Raw genomic sequence first — 18,115 nt, forward strand, 5'->3', positions numbered from 1 at the left:
CCTGGTGTGCGATGGCGAGGCCCGCGTCGAGATCGGCCAGGGTCGCGACGAGGCGCTCCGATCTCGACGAGGTGATGCGCGCGCTCGAGGCCCAGGATTTCAAGGTGTTTGGGCTCCATCGCGGGCGCGTAGCGGATATGGACGCTGGCGACCTGGCGCGCATCAAGGCCGTGTGGCTGAGCCTGGGCCTCATCGCCAGCATCGAACATGGCGACCGGATCCTCGACGCGATTTCGGAGTTGGCCGCGGCTGGCTCAGCGATTTAGCAGGAAGCGCTGGGTCGCCTCGACTGCGTCTTCGGACGGTACGCCCGCGAGCAGCAACAGGTTGAGATAATTCAGCGCCAGCGTCGTCGCGGCGGTCACCTGCGTGTTCTTGACTTCGAACACGGTCTGGATCGCGTTGACGACGTCGACATTGGTGCGCACCCCGCCCTCATAGCTCTGGGTATTGGCGTACACGCTCAGTTCCGCGGACTCGATCGCCTTCGAACTGAGCGCCAGCGCCTGCTGGCCGCCGTCGACCAGCGCGTAGAGCCGCTGGAGCTCGACGCGCGCGCGCGCCTCGGTCGCGCGGCGCTCTTCCGCGGAACGCCGCGCGGTCGCATTGGCCGCGCCCGACTGGAAGAAGGTGCCGGCGTTCAGCGGCGCGTTGACCGAGAGGCCGACATAGCTCGATTCGACCCCGGCGCGCGACGAATAGGTTGCGCTGGCGCCGACCACGGGGAACATCGACCCGCGCGTACGCAGCGCCTCGAGACGCCCGATACGCTCATTCTCGCGCGCGGCTGCGATCTGCGGGTTCGCAGTCTCCTGCCGCATCAGGTAGGAATCGGCCGGCTGGAGCGCGATCGGTCCGAAATGCGACGGAAGCCGGAAGTCGTCGGTCTCGACCGCCCCCCCGGTAATCGATTCGAGCCGTGCCGCCGCCGCGATCTGGTCGCTGCGCAGCAGGACGCGGTTCGCCAGCGACTGTTCGTAGCGAACCTGGATGTCGCGCGCGTCGGTGATCGTGCCCAGCCCGTTGCGATACAGCCGCTCGGCGCGATCGGACTGGGTGCGCAACGCCTCGATCTTCGACTCGTTGAGCGCGCTGGCCTCGTTCGCCTTGATGATGTCGGTGATCGCCGTCACCGTCCGCACCGCCAGATCCTGTTCGCGCACCTCGAACGTCGCATCGGCATAGCGCCGGCGCGGCCCGCGCTGCTTGAGCGTGGCATAGCCGCTGACGCTCACGAGCGGCTGCGTCACGCTGACGACGTGCCGCGTGCCGTTCTCGGTCGGGATATTGGCGAAGCTGTAGCTGGCCGAGGGCAGATAGCCCGCGATCGACTGGTCCGCGGTCAGCCGGTTGACCTGCCGCTCGGCGACCGCCGCGCGGAACGTCGGATCGTTTTCATAGCCAAGGTCGAACGCCTTGACCAAGTCCAGGGCATTCGGGCTCGGCGCGGTGTCGGGGCCGGAGCGTCCGGTGGCGATGCCGTTGAGCATCCGGATGCGCTGCGCCTCCTGCTCGGCGCCGGTCGGCGCGGGGCCGCCGGGGGCGGTTTGCGCCGGCACGCCGCTCGGCCGCGTGGGCTGCGCCCCGGGACGCGCGGGGACGCCCAGGGGCTGATCCGGAACCGGACCGGGTGTCGCGATCGGTCGCGGCGACGGCGCGAGCGGGTATTGCCCCGGCTGGCCACCGATGCTGGTCTGCGGCAGCACCGGGCTCGACGGCACCGGATCGGTGGTCACGGGCGGTGGCGGCGTGGTCTGCGGGAGCGCGGCGATACCCGATTCCCCGGACGACGTGCTGGTCTGCGCATGTGCTGGCAGCACCGAGAGGGCCGCGACCGCCGCGCAGCAAAAAAACCGAGCGTGCGCCATTAGTCCCGGAATGCCTTCGCCATCTTGTCGGTGAGCGGTTTCAGCAGATAGCTCATGAACGTGCGTTCGCCGCGCTTGATGATTACGTCCACGGGCATGCCCGCGACCAACGTCTTGCCCTCGAGCCGCTTGAGCTGGTCCGCGGGGACCTCGACCTGGGCGAGATAATAGTCCTCGCCTTCCTTCAGCGTCTCGCCGGGCATCGCCTTGAGCTTGTCGACGCCCACCGACTTGACGACGCCCTGCAGCACCGGCGTCGTGATCTGGTTGAACGACACGAAGCGGACATCGGCGGTCTGGCCGACGCGAACCTTGTCGATCTGGCCCGGCGCCACCTTGGTCTCGATGAGCATCTGCCCCGTATCGGGCAGGATCTCCATCAGCACTTCCTTGCCCGCGATCACGCCGCCGTCGGTGAAGACCTTGAGGTTGACCACGGTGCCGCTCACCGGCGCGCGAATTTCACTCAGCGACTGGTTGAACTGCGCGGCGTGCAGCTTGGGCGCCGCCGCCTCGCGCGTTGCCTGCACCTCGGACAATTCCTTGGCGACCGCCGAGAGGAATTCGGACCGGACCTGCGCGATCTGCGCGTCGATCTTGCCGACTTCGGACTCGGCGCTCTGGAGCGCGGCGGTCTGTTCGGCGACCGACCTGCGGTTTTCATTCTCCTGCGACTTCGGCACGAAGCCCTGCGCCGCAAGAGCCTCGACATTGGCGAGTTCCTGCGTCAGCGTCCGCAACTGCTCGCGATGCGAGGCGATCGAGCCCTGCATCCCCCGCTTCTGCGCCTCGAGCCCGCGAACCTGCTCCTGGAACTGCGCGCGGCGCGTCTGGAAGAAGCGAAGCTGCACCGCCTTGGCCTCGGCGACCCGCACCGGATCGACCTTGGCGAGGTTCGCAAGCTCCGGATCCCACTGGATCTCGCGACCGAACATCTCCGCTTTGGCGCGCGATTCGCTGACGAGGACGTTGATATATTGCTGGAGGATCTCGCTGACCGTGGCTTCGGTGTCGAGCGGGTTGATCCGCAGCAGCACCTGCCCCTGCTTGACGATCGAACCCTCCTGCACGAGCACCTTGGTCACCACGCCGCCCGCGGGATGCTGCACCGCCTTGCGATAGCCCGCCACGACCAGCGTGCCCTGCGAAACGCTGCCCGCGTTGATCGGCGCGGTCACCGCCCAGATCAGGAACAGCACCATGGCAATCACAATATACCGACTGCCGCTCTTGCGGATCTTCGATTCCTCGACCTTTGCAGGCTCGAGTTGCCGATCCTCCAGGCGCGAGGGATGATAGGGATTCCAGCCGTTGACCCAGCGATCAATCGACTGGTCCATCCGACGCAAGAGGCCCGGCCGTTCGGCCGCGCCTGTATCTGCTGCCGTCGCCATGCGCCTTACTCCTAGGATGCCTTTTGCTTCAGCGCGCCCGCCGGAAGCGGGACCGCACGAAGATGCGGCTCCCCGCCGCGTTCATCCCGGTCGCTTTTCGCGTCCTCGGGCTTGCCGATCTGCAGGTTGCGCACCGCGCCGATGATCTCGGCGGTCGGGCCGAACCCGACCTGCAGCCCCTGCCGCAGGACGAGCAGATTGTCGGCGACGGTCATCAGCCGCGGGCGATGCGTGGTGATCGCAAAGCTGGTGCCGCGCGCCTTCATCGTCATGATCGCCTTGACCAGCGCGCCCTCGCCAATCTCGTCCAGGCTGGCATTGGGTTCGTCCATCACGACATATTTGGGATCGCCATAGAGCGCGCGCGCGATCGCGATCCGCTGGCGCTGCCCGCCGGACAACGCGAAGCCCGTCTCGCCCAGCATCGTGTCATAGCCGTTCGGGAAGCCGAGGATCGTCTCGTGCATGCCGATCAGCGTCGCCGCATCGACGACCTTTTCCGGGTCGACGTCGCCGAGCCGCGCGATATTCTCCGCCACCGTCGCCTCGTGCAGGTCGATCTCCTGCGGGACATAGCCGACATAGGGGCCGACTTCCTCATGGTCCCATTCGGCCAGGTCGACGCCGTCGAGGCGAACCGTCCCGGCTTGCGGCGCCCAGATTCCGATCAGCAGCCGCGTGAGCGAGGTCTTGCCCGAACCGCTCGGCCCGATGATCGCAACCGCCTGCCCCGGCTCGATATGGAAATTGACTTCGGCGACCACCGGACGCGACGCGCCCGGGGGCACCGCCGTCACGGCCTGGACGTCGAGCCGCCCGGTCGGCGCCGGCAATTGCATGCGGTCCGCAATCACGCGGCGGTCCGCCAGCAGCTGGTTCAGGTGCGCATAGGATTGGCGCGCTGCGATGATGTCCTTCCATCGGGCCATCACACGCTGGATCGGCGACACGGCGCGCGAGATCAGCATCGATGCGGCGATCACCATGCCGCCCGTAATCTCACCGTTGATCGCGAGATACGCGCCCAGGGTGAGCTGCATCGACGGCAGGGCGCGCGACAGGAACTTCGAAACGCCGCCGGTCAGCCCGGTCGATTCGCTCGCATTGACCGAGGACTGAAGATAGTTGCGGTGCCGCTCATACCAACGCTTGCGGACCGCTGGCAGCATGCCGAGCGCCAGCGTCGCCTCCGACTGGCGAAGGCTCGACTGGGCGAGCCGTGACGCCTCGGCATTCTCTTCATTGGCGCGGCGCAGGATCGGCCCCGATACCTTCTCGGTCGCGTAGGTCGAGATCAGCATCACAACCACCGCGCAGGCGATGAACACCGCGAGCAACGGGTGGAACAGGAAGCCGACGATGATGAAGATGATCGCGTGCGGAACGCCGATCAACGCCAGAATCGGCTCACCGGTGATGAACTGGCGCAGTGTGACGAGATCACCGAGCAACTGCTGGACGTTGACATGCTGGCGACCGACCGCGCGCCGGAACGAAGCGTCGAACACTTCGGAGGCAAGGTCCCAGTCGATCCGCAACGATATCCGGACCAGCAGGCGCGATCGAAGCCAATCGAGCGCGCCCCAGAAGACGTATACCCCGACGACGAGCATCGCCAACGAACCGAGCGTCACCGCACTGCGCGAAGAGATCGCGCGATCCATCACGTTCCACATATAGATGATCGGCGCGAGTTTCAGAATCTCGAGCACGGTCGACAATGCGAACACAATGTAGAAAGAATGGCGGGTGTCCCGGAGGAGCCGAGCCAGTGGCTTTAGATCTGTCGACTGACCGCCCGGAACACTTGCCATACACACATTACCCTAAAACGCCCCTTTACCGGTCGTGCGCCAACTGGTGGAAGAGGTCGTCGTCTTCGCCGATCACCTTGATATCGATCGCGTCGCTGGCGAAGGCGTGGCTGTCGCCACCCAACACATCGACTTCGGTGAAGCCGATCGAAGCGAGCTGATCGAAAGCCCCTTCGATCTGCGATAGCGCATCTGCCACCTGCGCGTCCACCACCAGTGCAATCTGGTCGTTGCCGCTGAAGATGCTCGACGGCCCTTCGGACGTCAGGTGATTGAACAGCGACTGGATTTCGCTGAGACCATCGCCGCTGAGCGCGCCGAACTGGACATATACCGGGCCGCTGCCGCTTTCGACATGGACCTGATCGATGCCGTAATCGGCGATGTCGCGCAGCGTCGTCGCGAGATACTGGCCCGAGTCGGTCGCGTCGACGACCAGACTGTCTGCCGTGAAGGCATTCAGCATCCCCGATTCGAACAGCGAGGCAGCGGCGCCGTCGAGGATCTCGACCGGCTCGGTGCTCGCATGCGTGTCCGCGCTGTCGTCGCTGTCGGTCGACGTCGTGAGGAAGGACGAGAAGCTCAGCGTGCTCGACGAAGCCGAGTCCTGGACGAAGGTGATACCCGTGGCCGCAGTGATGCTGGCCATCGAAGCCTGCTCCTCGGCGGAGTAGCTGGCCGGATCGGCGTCGAGGCCGAAATGATCGATCCCTGCTTCGCTGAGCGAGGTACCCAGCCGATCGAGATCGCTGAGGTCGCTGATCGACACACGCAGCGTCACATCGAGCGAAGTATCGCTCTGCGACACGTCGAACTGCGGCAGGTCCGAAGCTTCGACCTGGCTCAGATCACCCGCATCGACATGGAGCACCTCGACCCCGGTCTCGACCGCGACCTTGTCGACGTGCAGGTCCTGCAGGCCCTTGAGCGTCGTGGTGAGTTCGGTGCCGACCGCGGTGACCGTGATGACGTCGCTCTGGACGAAGTCCGTGCCGCCGGCGCTGAGCGCTGCTGCCGTTGCATCGGTGATCGTCGCACCCGCGCCATTGGCGTCGATATGGTCGATCCCGACACCGACCAGGTCGAGCGATTCGATCTGCGAGACCGATGCGGTCACCGTGATGTCCGCGCCCGCATCGAAGGTCAGGCCCGCTTCGGTTATCGCATTGGCCTGCGCATAGTTCATCGTCAGCGCACCGTCGCCGGTGACGCCGATATGATCCACGCCGCTCGCCGCAAGCGTGCCGGCAATGGCCGACGTGTCGAAGCCCGCCGCCAGCTTGCCACCGTCGACGGTGACCGTGACGTCGAGCGACGCATCCGATTGTGCGTCGGTGAAGGAAACCGCACGACCCAGCGAAATCTTGTCGAGGCTGCCGCCCAGGCCGAGCGACAGGACGCTGACCCCGTCGGTGACCGCAACCGAGTCGACACCGAGGTCCGCCAGCCCCTTGAGCGAGGTGTTGAGCTGCGTACCGTCACTGATCACGGTCACTGCGTCGCCGTCGGCGAACGAGATGTTCCCGCTTGCGAGCGCCGCGGCCTGCGTCTCGGTGATCGTGATGCTGTCGTCCGCGACATCGATCGTGTCGATGTTCAGGCTCGCCAGCCCGCCATCCGCCGCCAGCGCCGAAACCTGTGCGTCGCTAGCAGTGATGGTGATGTTCGCCGACGCATCGAACGTGAGACCGGCATCCGCAATCGAGGATACCTGGCTGTAGTTCATCGTAAGCGCGCCGTCGCCGACGACGCCGATCTGATCGACCCCGATCGCCGCAAGACCCGACGCCGTGTCGCCGAGGTCGAAGCCGCTGTCGAGCGTGCCCGCATCGACATTGACCGTCACGTCGAGCGAGCCATCGGTCTGGGCGAGGTTGAACGCGGCCATGCGCCCCAGCGAAATGCTGCCGAGGCCCGAACCCGCGTCAATAAACAGCTGGGTTACGCCGTCTTCGACCGCGACCGAGTCGACACCGAGGTCCGAAAGCCCCTTGAGCGTCGTATTGAGCTGGGTGCCATCGGCGATGATCGTGACATTGTCGCCATCGACGAAGTCAATCCCCGCACCCGCCAGCGCGGCAGCCTGGCTCTCCGTGATCGTTACATCGTCGCCGACGACGTCGATATGGTCGATGCCAAGCGCGCCGAGATTGGTCAGGTCACCGAGCAGTGCATCCACATCCGACGAACCGATCGCGACCGCGACATCCGCAAAGTCCTCGATGCCGAGCGAACCCGCGAGCGCGTCCGCCTGCTCGAGCGTGAGCGTCAGCGTCTCGCCCGTCGGAACGGTCAGGGTATCGAACCCTGCGGCGACGAGGTTGGCTGCGGCGGCGGAGACCTCGGTTGCAGTGCCATCGAGTGCGCCCGAAGCGATCTCGAGTGTTACCGCACGACCGGCCGCGAACGTGGGGATCGTTGCCTCGCCGAGCGACACCAGGCTCTGGCGGCCCACTTCGATTACGATGGCATCGTCGCCGGACACGGTGTCGACACCGATTTCCTGGAGTTCGGCGAGCGTGAAGGGCGAATTCCCGCCGTCGAGCGCGATGTCGACCGAATCACCCGCGAGCGTAACGTCCGCCCTGAGCAGCGCCGAGCCCTGCGCGACGGTGATGACGCCGCCGTCGCCGTCCACGACGATGCTCTCCACCGACGGGAAGGCATCGATATTGTCGATGAACGACGCGAGTTGCGCCGCAGTCACCGAAATCTCGGCGGCGTCGGTCGCCGGCGTGACGCTGATCAAGCCAGTGAACAGACCGTCCTGCCCGTCGCTTATCGTGTAGCTGAACGTGATGGTGCTCGCGCTCCCGCTCACGAAGGTCAGCGTGCCGTCGGCGTTAAGCGTGACGGTGCTGACGCCGTCGAACAGAACTATGGTCTCGCCTACCGCGATCCCCTTTGAGTCGACGATCAAAAAGGAAAGCGCATCGCCATCGACATCCGTCGCGGTCGCGAGCGGCGAAAGAATGACCGCCCCGAATAGCGGCACGGTCGCATCAAGATTCGAGCCGGTAGGCGAGTCGTTGACCGGATCGACGGTCACGTTGACCGAACCGACCTGCTCCACGCCCGCCGCGTCGGCGACCGTGTAGGCGAAGCTGGGCGTGCCGTTGAAGTCTGCGTCGGGCGTGAAGGTGACGACGCCGTTCGCGCCGACGGTTACCGTCCCCCCGGTGACCGCAACCACCGAACCGACCTGAACCTCGACGCCGTTAATCTTGGTCAGCGTCACTGCGCCGCCTTCGGGGTCAACGTCGTTCGCGATCAGGTTGACCGTGACCGGCGCGCCGTCCTCGGTCGCCGTGATCGTGTCGGTGGTGGCGACCGGGGGCAGGTTCGCACCGGGCGCGTTGAGTTCGCCCTGAACGTCCGAAATCTGGTCCGGGCTCGTCGCCGAATCGATCGCCTGGGTTACCGCCGCCGCCGCAACCGCCAGCTCCGCCGCATCACCAGCGCTTGCGCCCGACGCAACAAACAGGGCTTCGATCGCATCGACGCTGGTCAGATCGACCGTTTCGCCGGTACCGATGCTCGTCGTGATCGCACTGAGCAGCGTCTCGGCGTCGAGACCGGCATCGACGCCGTCCGAGACGACCTGCGCGATCTGCGCCGCAACCTTCTGAATCTCGAGCGCAATCGCCGGATCCTGGCTGTCGGAAAGGAAGTCGAAGGTCGTGTAGTCGATACCGCTCGGAAGGCCGAACGCCTGCGAAACGGCAAGGTTCGCCTCCTCGACACTCTGCCCCGACTCCATGAGCGTCGCGATCAGCGTGGTCAGCGGGTTGACGACCGTCGAACCGATCGGCGCCTTGAGCGGAAGAACGTTCGCGAGGCCGGTGTCGATGTTGACGCCGCCCGAACCCAGGATGAGGCCCGTCCCGCCGAAAGGAATGGCGAGCGAGAATTGGCCCTGCTCGTTGCTGGTCGCCAGCGGCTCGCCATCGTCATAGGTGCCGTTGCCGTTGGCGTCGTAGAACACCGTGGCGCCGCTGATATAGCCGTCCTGGACGACGCCGTTCATCACCGTGCCGACATTCAGCGCGAGCGTGTCGGTGTCGGTCAGGACACCATCGCTGGTCGTCATCGTCAGCGTGGTATTGCCGCTGAACCCGGCGGCGCTGGTGAAGCTGGTCGCGCCGAGCGCGGCATTGACCTGCGCCAGCGTGCCCGTGATCGTGACGGTGCCGCTGCCCGAACCGGTCACCGTGGCGCCACCATCCACGGTCGCGATCGACAGCGTGCCGCTGGCGACCGAAAGCGTCGTGGTGAAGGTGCCCGTGGTACCGTCCGGATCGGAAATCGACAGCCCGGCAACGAGCACCGTGGCGCCCGTGGTCGTGGCAACATCGCTCGGAAGCGTGTTGACCGGAGCATCGTTGACCGCAGTCACGGTGCCGCTGACGGTAGCAGTCGCCGTGCCGCCCTTGCCGTCGGTTACAGTGTAGGTGAAGCTCGGCGAACCGTTATAGTTCGCAGTCGGCGTGAAGACGAGGCTGCCGCCGACCAGCGTGACGACGCCGCCGGTGACCGCGACGCCCGCGGCCGTGGTGATCGCGGTCCCATTGACCGCCGTGACGGTGAGCGTGTCCCCGTCCGCATCGGTATCGTTCGCGCGAACATTGATCGTGACCGGGGTATCTTCGGCAACGGTGAACGTGTCCGCCACTGCGACCGGGGCATCGTTGACTGCCGTCACGGTGCCGGTAACGGTCGCCGTGCTGGTGCCGCCGGCGCCATCGCTGATCGTGTAGGTGAAGCTGGGCGAACCACTATAGTTCGCGGTCGGGGTGAAGGTCAGCTTGCCGTCGGCGCCCAGGCTCACGACGCCGCCGGTCACGGTGACCGGCGTCGTGGTCGTGATCGCAGTACCGTTGATCTGCGTGACGGTCAGCGCGTCGCCGTTCGCATCGGTGTCGTTGGTCCGAACGTCGAAGGTGACCGCCGTATCCTCGGCCACCGTGAAGCTGTCGCTCGTCGCAACCGGAACGAAGTTCGCCGGCTCGTCGTCGTCACTGCCGCCTGCCGCAAGCGCGATGGCGCCGCCACCGACGGCCAGCCCAGCCAGGATCGCGATCAGCGGAACACCGCCGCCACCGTGCGCGGCACCATCATCGGCGCCGTCCTTGGCAGTCTCGCCATCCTGATGCTCCGCCGAATCACCATCGACCTTCGCGGCGCTGTGCGCGGCGACGACGATCTTCTTGCGGAACGCGGCCTCAAGGTCGCGAATGGCTTCCGCGAGATCGGTATCGAGCTTGTCGAGGAAATCGGCACCCAGGTCGAGCTGGGCAAGCATCTCGGGAGTCAGGAGAGCCTTGAGCTCTTCCACCGACATCGCCTTCACGGCGGCAGCGTCACCGCCAAGGGCTTCCAGAAGGGCCGCCGCGTCCGCGGGGACAGCTGCGGGATGCCCGTCGGCAACCTTGCCGCCCGCCTTCGCATCGGCAGCGCGCGCCGCGCCCGACTCAAGGATCGTCGACAGAAGGAACCCAACGGCGAGTTCGATCTGACCACCCTTGAGGCTGAAGAACCGCCGCCGCGGAAGAGTGATTTTGGTCGCCATTCTACCCCCTGTGTCGGACAGTCTCCTGCCCGCGCCCTGTACTTTAATACCTGTGAACGCCCGGAGCCGGCGCCTGCTACGCCGGTCTCTTCATGGGGAGTCATATCCCGAAAGCCTTCCGCGCCACAACAAATATTAACAGCGAGGGGGGATTTTTTCTTACAACGCCGCCGTTAAGTATTTAGAGAGACTGTTGAATTAGTCCTCGGGAAAGTAAATCGGCATGCTCCGGAAAATCCCCTAAGTAGCGGCAAATAATCGTCAAAATGGGGGTGCCGAGGCCCAAAAATGCTGCGCCGCGGCAAAAGGTAACTAGGCCGCATAACTGATCTGTTCAGCGCCGTCGCGTCGCAGCCCCGGGGCGCGCGGTCCCGGATCGGGACTTTCGCCCGGCGCTCCGCTGGGCTAGCGAGCGGCGATGACTATGGATTTCAGTGCCGCAGAGGCAGCCTCCCGAGGCAAGGAAGACGCGGCGCTGGCTCGCCGGATTGCCGACAATGCAGGCCGCCTGCTGCTCGACTTGCAGAATCGGGGCGAACTGGAGGGGCGCGCGCTGTGCGATGCGGGGGATCGCGAAGCGAATCGGCTGATCCTCGACATGCTGCATGCCGAGCGCCCGGACGACGCCATATTGTCGGAGGAATCGGCGGACGACCTGTCGCGAGTCGCGCGATCGCGCGTATGGATCGTCGATCCGCTGGATGGCACGCGCGAATTCGGCGAGCGGCGCGACGATTGGGCGGTGCACATCGCGCTGGCGATCGACGGCGCGCCCGCGATCGGCGCCGTCGCGCTGCCGCGGCTGGGGCTGACGCTGGGCAGCGATGCCCCGCCCCCGCTGGCCGCGCCGCAAACCCCGCCGCGGATGCTGGTCAGCCGGACGCGCGCGAGCAAGCTGTGCGCCGATGTGGCGGAGCGGATCGGGGCCGTCCATGTCGCAATGGGGTCCGCCGGTGCAAAGGCGATGGCAGTCGTCCGCGGCGAGGCCGAGATATATTTGCATTCGGGCGGGCAATATCAGTGGGACAATTGTGCGCCGGTCGCCGTCGCGCTGGCGGCGGGGCTCCACGCCTCGCGCATCGACGGCGCCCCGCTTCGGTACAACCTGCCCGACACCAGCCTGCCCGACCTGCTCATCTGTCGCCGCGAATGGGCGGCCCCGGTGCTGGACGCGGTCCGCAACTGCATGGGCTGAGGTCGCGCGACTCGCGGAGTCTCCGCGAGTCGCGCATGGACACCCGATGTCGGAACATGGTAAACGCGCCTTCATAAAGGGGGCGCTTTGACAGTCGAGATCGGGTTGCTGCTGGCGGTCGGATTCAGCTTTGCGGGCTATGCCGCGTATCTGGTCGGGCTTCGTCGCGAGCTCGTCGAGCCGAACCGCGCGTCCTGGCTGATCTGGAGCGCGGCCACCGGGCTGGAGGCGCTGACCTATGCCGCGGTCAATCCCGGCGCGCCGCAAGGATGGGTTTTCGCAGTATCCGCAGTGGCGTGCGCGATCGTGACGCTGGCGATCTGGCACCGCGCGTCCTGGGCGCCGCCTTCGGCCAGCGAGACGGCGTGCATCGCCGCCAGCCTGTCGGCGCTGCTCGTGTGGCTCGTGTTCCGCGACGCATTCTGGGCGCATATGCTCGTCGTCGCGGCGGTGCCGATCAGCTTCTGGCCGACCTGGGCGAGCATTCGGGCCGACCCTGCGCGCGAACGCTCGCCCGCCTGGGGGCTGTGGACCTTCGGCGATCTCGCCACGCTGCTCATCGCGGTGCGCGGCCCCGATCTGGGGGTGGCGGAGCTTGGCTATGTGCTGGTCGAATTGCTGTGCCATGCCAGCATCTGGTTCCTGATCGGGCTGGCGACGATCAACCCGCTGCGCTCGCTGGGCGTGCGTCGCGACGGCATATGGGCCCGCGCACGGCACCGCGCCGCCGATGCCCGCTTCCGTGTCGGGGACAATCATCTGGGCAAGGCAGTCTACGCCATGCAGGCGTTTGCCGAGGGCGACGTGCTGATCGAATTCACCGGGCGGCGCTTTCGGTCCGACCAGATCCCCAGCGTGATGAGCGGACGCCGCGACCGCTTCGTCCAGGTCACGCCCGAGCATTATATGGGGCCGTCGGGCCGGATCGACGACCTGGTCAACCATAGCTGCGCCCCCAATGCCGGCCTGCGCTTCACCGGCAGCGGGGTGTTCCTGGTCGCGGTGCGTGCGATTTCGCCGGGCGAAGAGATTGCGTGGGACTATTCGACGACGCTGCTCGAATCGAACTGGCACATGATCTGCCAGTGCCGTGCCCCCGACTGTCGCCGCGTGATCGGCAACTTCGAGTCGCTCGATCCGGAGCGCCAGGAATGGTTTCGCGCGCGTAATCTGGTCGCGCCCTATCTGCGGCGAAAGGACGATGTCGCGCCGCCCCGCCCGCCCCGGCGCCTCGCCCGGCGCTGAGCTCGGGCGGCGCATTCAGGCGGCGAGGCCGTCCGCGAGCAGCATCGCCGGCGCTGCGCCCAGGGTCAGCACCGCGCACGCGCCGCATCCCTTGCCATCGCTCCGCAGATCCAGCCCGCCTGCCATCGACAGCATCGAATTGGCGCACCAATGGAGCCCCAGCCCGCCCGATTTATGCGCGCGCGTCGAAAAGCCGCGCTGGAACAGCGTCGGCGCGTCCGCCGGATCAAAGCCTTCGCCGTCGTCGCGAATGTGGATTTCGGTGCGATCGCCCTCGTGATGCAGCGTGACCGCGATCGAGCCGTTGTTGCGCCCCGTCGCCGCGATTGCCTCGGCGGCATTGGCGAACAGATTGCCGATCACCTGGCTCAGGATCACGCGATTGCCCATCACCCAGGAAGAAATGGCCGGAAAGGTGAACGCAATCGCCGTCTCGCCCGAATAGCGGGCGATCGTCGCATTCTGCGCGACGATGTCGGTGATGTCGCATGCCTCGAGCGGCGGGCGCTCATGCGCCGCCTCCTGCTGCTTGCCGATGATCTCGAGGACATGGTGCAACGCCTCGCGCCCGATCGCGAGCTGCTCCTTGCGCTCCTCGCGCTCCTGCTCGAGCGCTTGCATCGCCGCCGCCACGAAGGCGGCGAGCTTCTGCCGCCGCGCCGCCGGGATATCGTCGCGCGCCAATTCGCCCATCGCCTTGTCCAGCGTGGCGCGGTCCAGAGTCAGTGCCCGCCCCTGGCTGAGCACGGTGCTGATCGGATTGAGCGCGTTGCGAACATTATGCATCACCGCCACTGCGCTCTCCGACCGCCCCAGGGTAAAGCTCTGCATCTCCAATTGCTCGCGTAAGTCCTTGAGTTGTTTCAGCATCGAGTTGAAGCTCGTGACGAGGCTGCCGATCTCGTCCTCGCGCGGCCTGTCGGTGAGCAGCGCGAGCGCCCCCGATGTGCGCACCAGCCCCATATGCCGTTCGACGCGGTGCAGGGGCTGGAGCACCAGCCGCGCGATCATCCGCCGCAGCACCCACAGCACCACTGCGAGCAGCAGCGACGAGCCCAGCACCGCCAGGATCAGCATCCGCCGGCCCAACAGCGACAGGTCGCGTGGCACGGAGTAGGCAACGTTCGCCACGATGCGACGGTCAGGGCCCGGAATCGGCACCGAAATCCGCGTCCGGCTGGCGCCGGGCACGACGGCAACGTCGGCTTTGGTCTGGGCGAGATCGAGCGCGGCGGGCAGCTGGAGCAGCGTGCTCACCTGTCCGGACGTGATGATGCGCGCCATCAGCACATAGCCGCGCGGGGTGCCGCTGCCGTCGCTCCGGCGCACCTGCGCGACGCCGACCGCGACGAGCCTGTCGCCCAGCCGGAGGTAGAAGCCGCGCGAACTGGCACCGCGCAGGGTCCGCGCGAAATCCAGCCGGCCGATCGCCGCGACCAGCTGCGCGCGCATCGCGGGCACATCCGCCTGCCGCTCGAGGTCGAGCCAGCGCGCGATCACGATGCTGCCGTCATTGCGGATATAGGCCATGCCGTTGACGTCGAGATTGGCCATCGCCAGCGCCGAAAAACTCTCCTCCTCGAACGCGCGGCTGGGCCGCTGCATATAGTCGTAGGACGCGGTCCAGTCGCCATAGTCGCGCACGGCATTCTCGACCTTCGCCGACAGGTCGTGGACGATCGCGCGGGTCCGTTCGACATGCCCCGTCACCTGTTCGCGCTCCAGCCGGTTGAAACTGGGCGTGATCACGCTCGCGAGCAGCAGCGTCAGCGCGATCGCGCCGACAAAGCCGACCGCCGTCAGGATCAGAACGAGCTTCGCGCCGAGCGACGCCGGCGCGCGCAGCCGCCATTGTCGCGTCATCAGCCGTGCGTCCCGCTACTCGCCTGGGGCTCGCTCGCGGCATCGGCATCGGCGAGGAAACCGGCATGCGCCAGCGTCAGCGCCGCTTCGGCATCCATCGGGCGTGCGAGGTAATAGCCCTGCAAATGGCTGCACCCCGCAAGCCGCAGCGACTGGAGCTGGCTGATCGTTTCCACGCCCTCCGCGACGACCTCCATCCCCAGCGCGCGGCCGAGATGGATGATCGAATGGACGATCGCCGCGCTCTCGCGCTCGCGCGCCATGCCGTCGACGAAGCTGCGGTCGATCTTCAGGCAATCGAGCGCGAAGCGGCGGATATTGTAGAGCGACGAATAGCCGGTGCCGAAATCGTCGAGCGCGATGCGGAATCCCATCTGGCGCAGCTTGAACAGCGTCTCCGCCGCGCGCTCGACATCGTCGAAGATCGCGGTTTCGGTGATCTCGATCTGAAACCGCTTGGGCGACACGCCGGCGCTGGTCACGCGCTCGACGACGTGCCCGACGAAATTGTGGCGGCGAAACTGGCGCGGCGAGAAATTGACCGAGACATATTGGCCGGGCCAGGTCTGCAGCGTCTTTACCGCTTCGTCGATCACCCAGTCGCCCAGCTCGTGGATCAGGTTCGATTCCTCGGCGATCGGGATGAACATCGCCGGCGAGACCATGCCATATTCGGGGCTGCACCAGCGGACCAGCGCCTCGAACCCGATCACTTCCAGCCGATCGCGCGCGACGATCGGCTGATAGACGAGGCGCAATTCGCCCTTGGCGATCGCACCCGACAGCCCGCCTTCGATCTGGCGGCGGAAGCGGATCGATTCGTCCATGCTCTCGTCGAACACCCGCACCATGCCGCGGCCCTGGCGCTTCGCCTCGTTGAGCGCGAGGTCGGCGCGGCGCATCACGTCGATGGGGTCGCTCACGGTGCCCGGCGGCACCACCATCAGCCCGACCGAGGCGCCGCCATGGACCGAATGGCCGAATACCTTGAAGCTGATCGACACCGCCTTGAGCAGCCGCTCGGCGAGCATCACCGCCTCGTCCTCGCCGGTCACCGGCATCAGCATCCCGAACTCGTCACCGCCCAGCCGCGCGACAAAGCCGTTCGCGGGCACGCGGGTCTGGAGGATGTCGCAGACGATGCGGATCATCTCGTCGCCCGCCAGGTGCCCAAGCGTGTCGTTGACCAGCTTGAACCGGTCGAGATCCATCATCGCCATCGCGAAGCACGCGTCGCCCTTCACCGCGCCGCCCAGCGCGTGGAGGAAGGCGAGCCGATTGGGCGCATCGGTGAGCGAATCATGGTTCGCCATATGGACGGCGCGCGATTCGTTCGCCGCCAGCTCCAGGGCCTGTTCCTCGAGCAGCGCAACCTTTTCGGCGAGCGCGGCGCGGGCAGCTTCGAGTTCGCCATCGACGCGCCACCGGTTGCCCAATGCCGTCGCGGTCTGCACGACTTCCTCGGCCTGGAACGGCTTGGCGATATAGAAGATCTTGTCGGCGGGGCCGGCCGCCCGGCTGATGTCGAGCGGCGAGAAATCGGAATAGCCGGTGACGATCACCAGGTTGATATCGGGATCGAGCGCGCGGATGCGCCTGGCGGTTTCCTTGCCGTCGATGCCGGGGGGCATGCGGACGTCGATGAACGCGACCGCGTAGCGCGCGCCAGCGAGGATCGAATCGCGCACCGCCGCGACGGCATCCAGTCCCTGCATAAAGTGCGCGCATTCGAAGGCGGCAGGATCGGCGGGGTCAGGCGAAGGCGACGTCTGCTCCGGCTCGTCGTCGCCGAACAGCTCGGCGGCCATCGCGGTCAGCGCCGAGGCGCTGCCCTCGGCCTGCGAGGTCTTGAAGCACTGGCGATAGGATTCGTGCATCGCAGGCTCGTCGTCAACGATCAGAATACGCACGATGCCCGATTCCCCTGTTTCGCGTCGAAGAAGAGGTAAGCAGGCAGGGTTAAGGACGCGTAAAGGCTTTTCCTGCCCGGAGCCGGGCGTATCGGCGCGGGTGCAAGTCGAACCAAGTGTTCCGTCACCCTACGTACAGTGTTTGTCCTGATTAGCGAAAATAACGCACCGCCTTTAAATCGACGTTGTGGACGCCCTCCCCCCTCCCTGAGGGCGCCACGCGTAAAGCGTATCGGCATCTCTCCTCGCCCGGGGAGATGCCATGGGGCAAGCCGAAGTCGCGACCATCCCTCTGCGGCTTCGGCTTGTACCCGCGCAAGCGCGGTTTACCTCCGCCCGCCCTCGCTTTAGGTCACAGTCTCCATGTTGGAGAAACCATGACCGCTCCCTTTTTCGCCCGATCGCTGCTGTTCGCTCCCGGGGATTCGCCGCGCAAGCTGGCCAAGGCGGGGGCCAGCGGGGCCGATCTGGTGCTGCTCGACCTCGAGGATGCCGTCGCGCCGGCGAACAAGGCCGCTGCCCGGGCGATCGTGGCCGAGCATCTGGGCACCGCCGCCCGCGCGCAGCCGCAATGGGTGCGGATCAACCCGCTCGACACTGAACACGCCCTCCCCGATCTCGCCGCGATCGTCGCGATGCGCCCCGATGGGATCATGCTGCCCAAGGCGACGCGCGCCGAAGGCGATCGGCTGCACCATTATCTGACGGCGCTGGAGGCAGCGGCGGGGCTGCCGCTGGGCGAAATCGCGACGATGGTGGTCGCGACCGAGACCGCGCCGGCGCTGTTCGGGCTGGGCGACTATGCCGGCTGTCCGCGGCTGGCGGCGCTGACCTGGGGTGCGGAGGACAGCGCGACGGCACTCGGCGCGACCGACAATCGCGACGCGGACGGCGAATATGCATTCCCGTACCAGCTGTTCCGCGCGCTGTGCCTGGCGGGCGCCGCCGCTGCGCGCGTCGCGCCGATCGAGACGATTCATGGCGATTTCCGGGACCTGGAAGGGCTCGCCGCCGTCGCCGCCAAGGCGCGGCGCGCGGGCTTTCGCGGGATGATGGCGATCCATCCCGATCAGGTCGCGGTGATCAACCGGGCCTTCTCGCCCTCCGCAGCGGAGATCGAGCATGCCGAACGCGTGACCGCCGCCTTTGCCGCCAACCCGGGCGCAGGGACGATCGGGCTGGACGGCGCGATGCTCGACATGCCGCATCTGAAGCGCGCCGAAGCGATACTGGCGATGCGCCGGGGGTGATCGCGAC

Annotated in this window: 10 protein-coding genes; 4 read left to right on the forward strand and 6 right to left on the reverse strand. The window is 66.5% G+C overall.

The window, feature by feature from the left end:
* The first annotated feature begins 74 nt into the window (after positions 1–74).
* On the forward strand, positions 75–266 hold the full coding sequence (locus TS85_RS13785) for a hypothetical protein (protein WP_044332888.1): 192 nt from the start codon (positions 75–77) through the stop codon (positions 264–266).
* Here TS85_RS13785 and TS85_RS13790 read toward each other — a convergent pair.
* The 4 genes from TS85_RS13790 to TS85_RS24990 are packed head-to-tail and all read right to left on the reverse strand — an operon-like array spanning position 255 to position 10,645.
* Positions 255–1,820, reverse strand: coding sequence for a TolC family protein (locus TS85_RS13790; RefSeq protein WP_162184723.1), 1,566 nt, complete (start codon positions 1,818–1,820; stop codon positions 255–257). The two genes, TS85_RS13785 and TS85_RS13790, sit on opposite strands and share 12 nt — an antisense overlap.
* A 47-nt stretch (positions 1,821–1,867) precedes the next feature.
* Entirely contained in the window at positions 1,868–3,262 is a 1,395-nt protein-coding gene (locus tag TS85_RS13795; RefSeq protein ID WP_077228618.1) for an HlyD family type I secretion periplasmic adaptor subunit, read from the reverse strand.
* A gap of 11 nt (positions 3,263–3,273) precedes the next feature.
* Entirely contained in the window at positions 3,274–5,076 is a 1,803-nt protein-coding gene (locus TS85_RS13800) for a type I secretion system permease/ATPase (protein ID WP_077228619.1), read from the reverse strand.
* A gap of 25 nt (positions 5,077–5,101) precedes the next feature.
* Complete coding sequence (locus TS85_RS24990; RefSeq protein WP_044332895.1) at positions 5,102–10,645, reverse strand: beta strand repeat-containing protein; 5,544 nt, start codon at positions 10,643–10,645, stop codon at positions 5,102–5,104.
* A 418-nt stretch (positions 10,646–11,063) separates the two neighbouring features.
* On the opposite strand from TS85_RS24990, the gene TS85_RS13810 reads away from it, so the two are divergent.
* Both TS85_RS13810 and TS85_RS13815 read left to right on the forward strand, forming a co-directional pair.
* Positions 11,064–11,840: a 3'(2'),5'-bisphosphate nucleotidase CysQ gene (locus TS85_RS13810; protein ID WP_320407123.1), complete on the forward strand. Its 777-nt coding sequence runs from the start codon at positions 11,064–11,066 to the stop codon at positions 11,838–11,840.
* Between the two features lie 87 nt (positions 11,841–11,927).
* A complete protein-coding gene (locus TS85_RS13815) occupies positions 11,928–13,085 on the forward strand; it encodes an SET domain-containing protein (protein ID WP_044332897.1) in 1,158 nt (385 codons plus the stop codon).
* 15 nt (positions 13,086–13,100) lie between these two features.
* Here TS85_RS13815 and TS85_RS13820 read toward each other — a convergent pair whose 3' ends face one another.
* Positions 13,101–14,948, reverse strand: a complete 1,848-nt coding sequence (locus TS85_RS13820) for a CHASE4 domain-containing protein (RefSeq protein ID WP_044332899.1) — start codon at positions 14,946–14,948, stop codon at positions 13,101–13,103.
* The gene (locus tag TS85_RS13825; RefSeq protein ID WP_044332902.1) at positions 14,948–16,858 is read right to left on the reverse strand and encodes a GGDEF/EAL domain-containing response regulator; all 1,911 of its coding nucleotides are present in this window, start codon (positions 16,856–16,858) and stop codon (positions 14,948–14,950) included. Before TS85_RS13825 ends, TS85_RS13820 begins: the two co-directional genes overlap by 1 nt.
* 377 nt (positions 16,859–17,235) lie before the next feature.
* On the opposite strand from TS85_RS13825, the gene TS85_RS13830 reads away from it, so the two are divergent.
* Positions 17,236–18,108: an HpcH/HpaI aldolase/citrate lyase family protein gene (locus tag TS85_RS13830; protein ID WP_044332905.1), complete on the forward strand. Its 873-nt coding sequence runs from the start codon at positions 17,236–17,238 to the stop codon at positions 18,106–18,108.
* Positions 18,109–18,115 lie beyond the last annotated feature (7 nt).

This window comes from Sphingomonas hengshuiensis (assembly GCF_000935025.1).
Taxonomy (GTDB): Bacteria; Pseudomonadota; Alphaproteobacteria; order Sphingomonadales; family Sphingomonadaceae; genus Sphingomonas; species Sphingomonas hengshuiensis.

Coding starts and splice junctions, on each gene's coding strand:
- TS85_RS13795 (WP_077228618.1), bottom strand. CDS start 3,262: ATGGCGACGGCAGCAGATACAGGCGCGGCCGAACGGCCGGGCCTCTTG.
- TS85_RS13800 (WP_077228619.1), bottom strand. CDS start 5,076: ATGGCAAGTGTTCCGGGCGGTCAGTCGACAGATCTAAAGCCACTGGCT.
- TS85_RS13785 (WP_044332888.1), top strand. CDS start 75: ATGCGCGCGCTCGAGGCCCAGGATTTCAAGGTGTTTGGGCTCCATCGC.
- TS85_RS13820 (WP_044332899.1), bottom strand. CDS start 14,948: ATGACGCGACAATGGCGGCTGCGCGCGCCGGCGTCGCTCGGCGCGAAG.
- TS85_RS13830 (WP_044332905.1), top strand. CDS start 17,236: ATGACCGCTCCCTTTTTCGCCCGATCGCTGCTGTTCGCTCCCGGGGAT.
- TS85_RS24990 (WP_044332895.1), bottom strand. CDS start 10,645: ATGGCGACCAAAATCACTCTTCCGCGGCGGCGGTTCTTCAGCCTCAAG.
- TS85_RS13810 (WP_320407123.1), top strand. CDS start 11,064: ATGACTATGGATTTCAGTGCCGCAGAGGCAGCCTCCCGAGGCAAGGAA.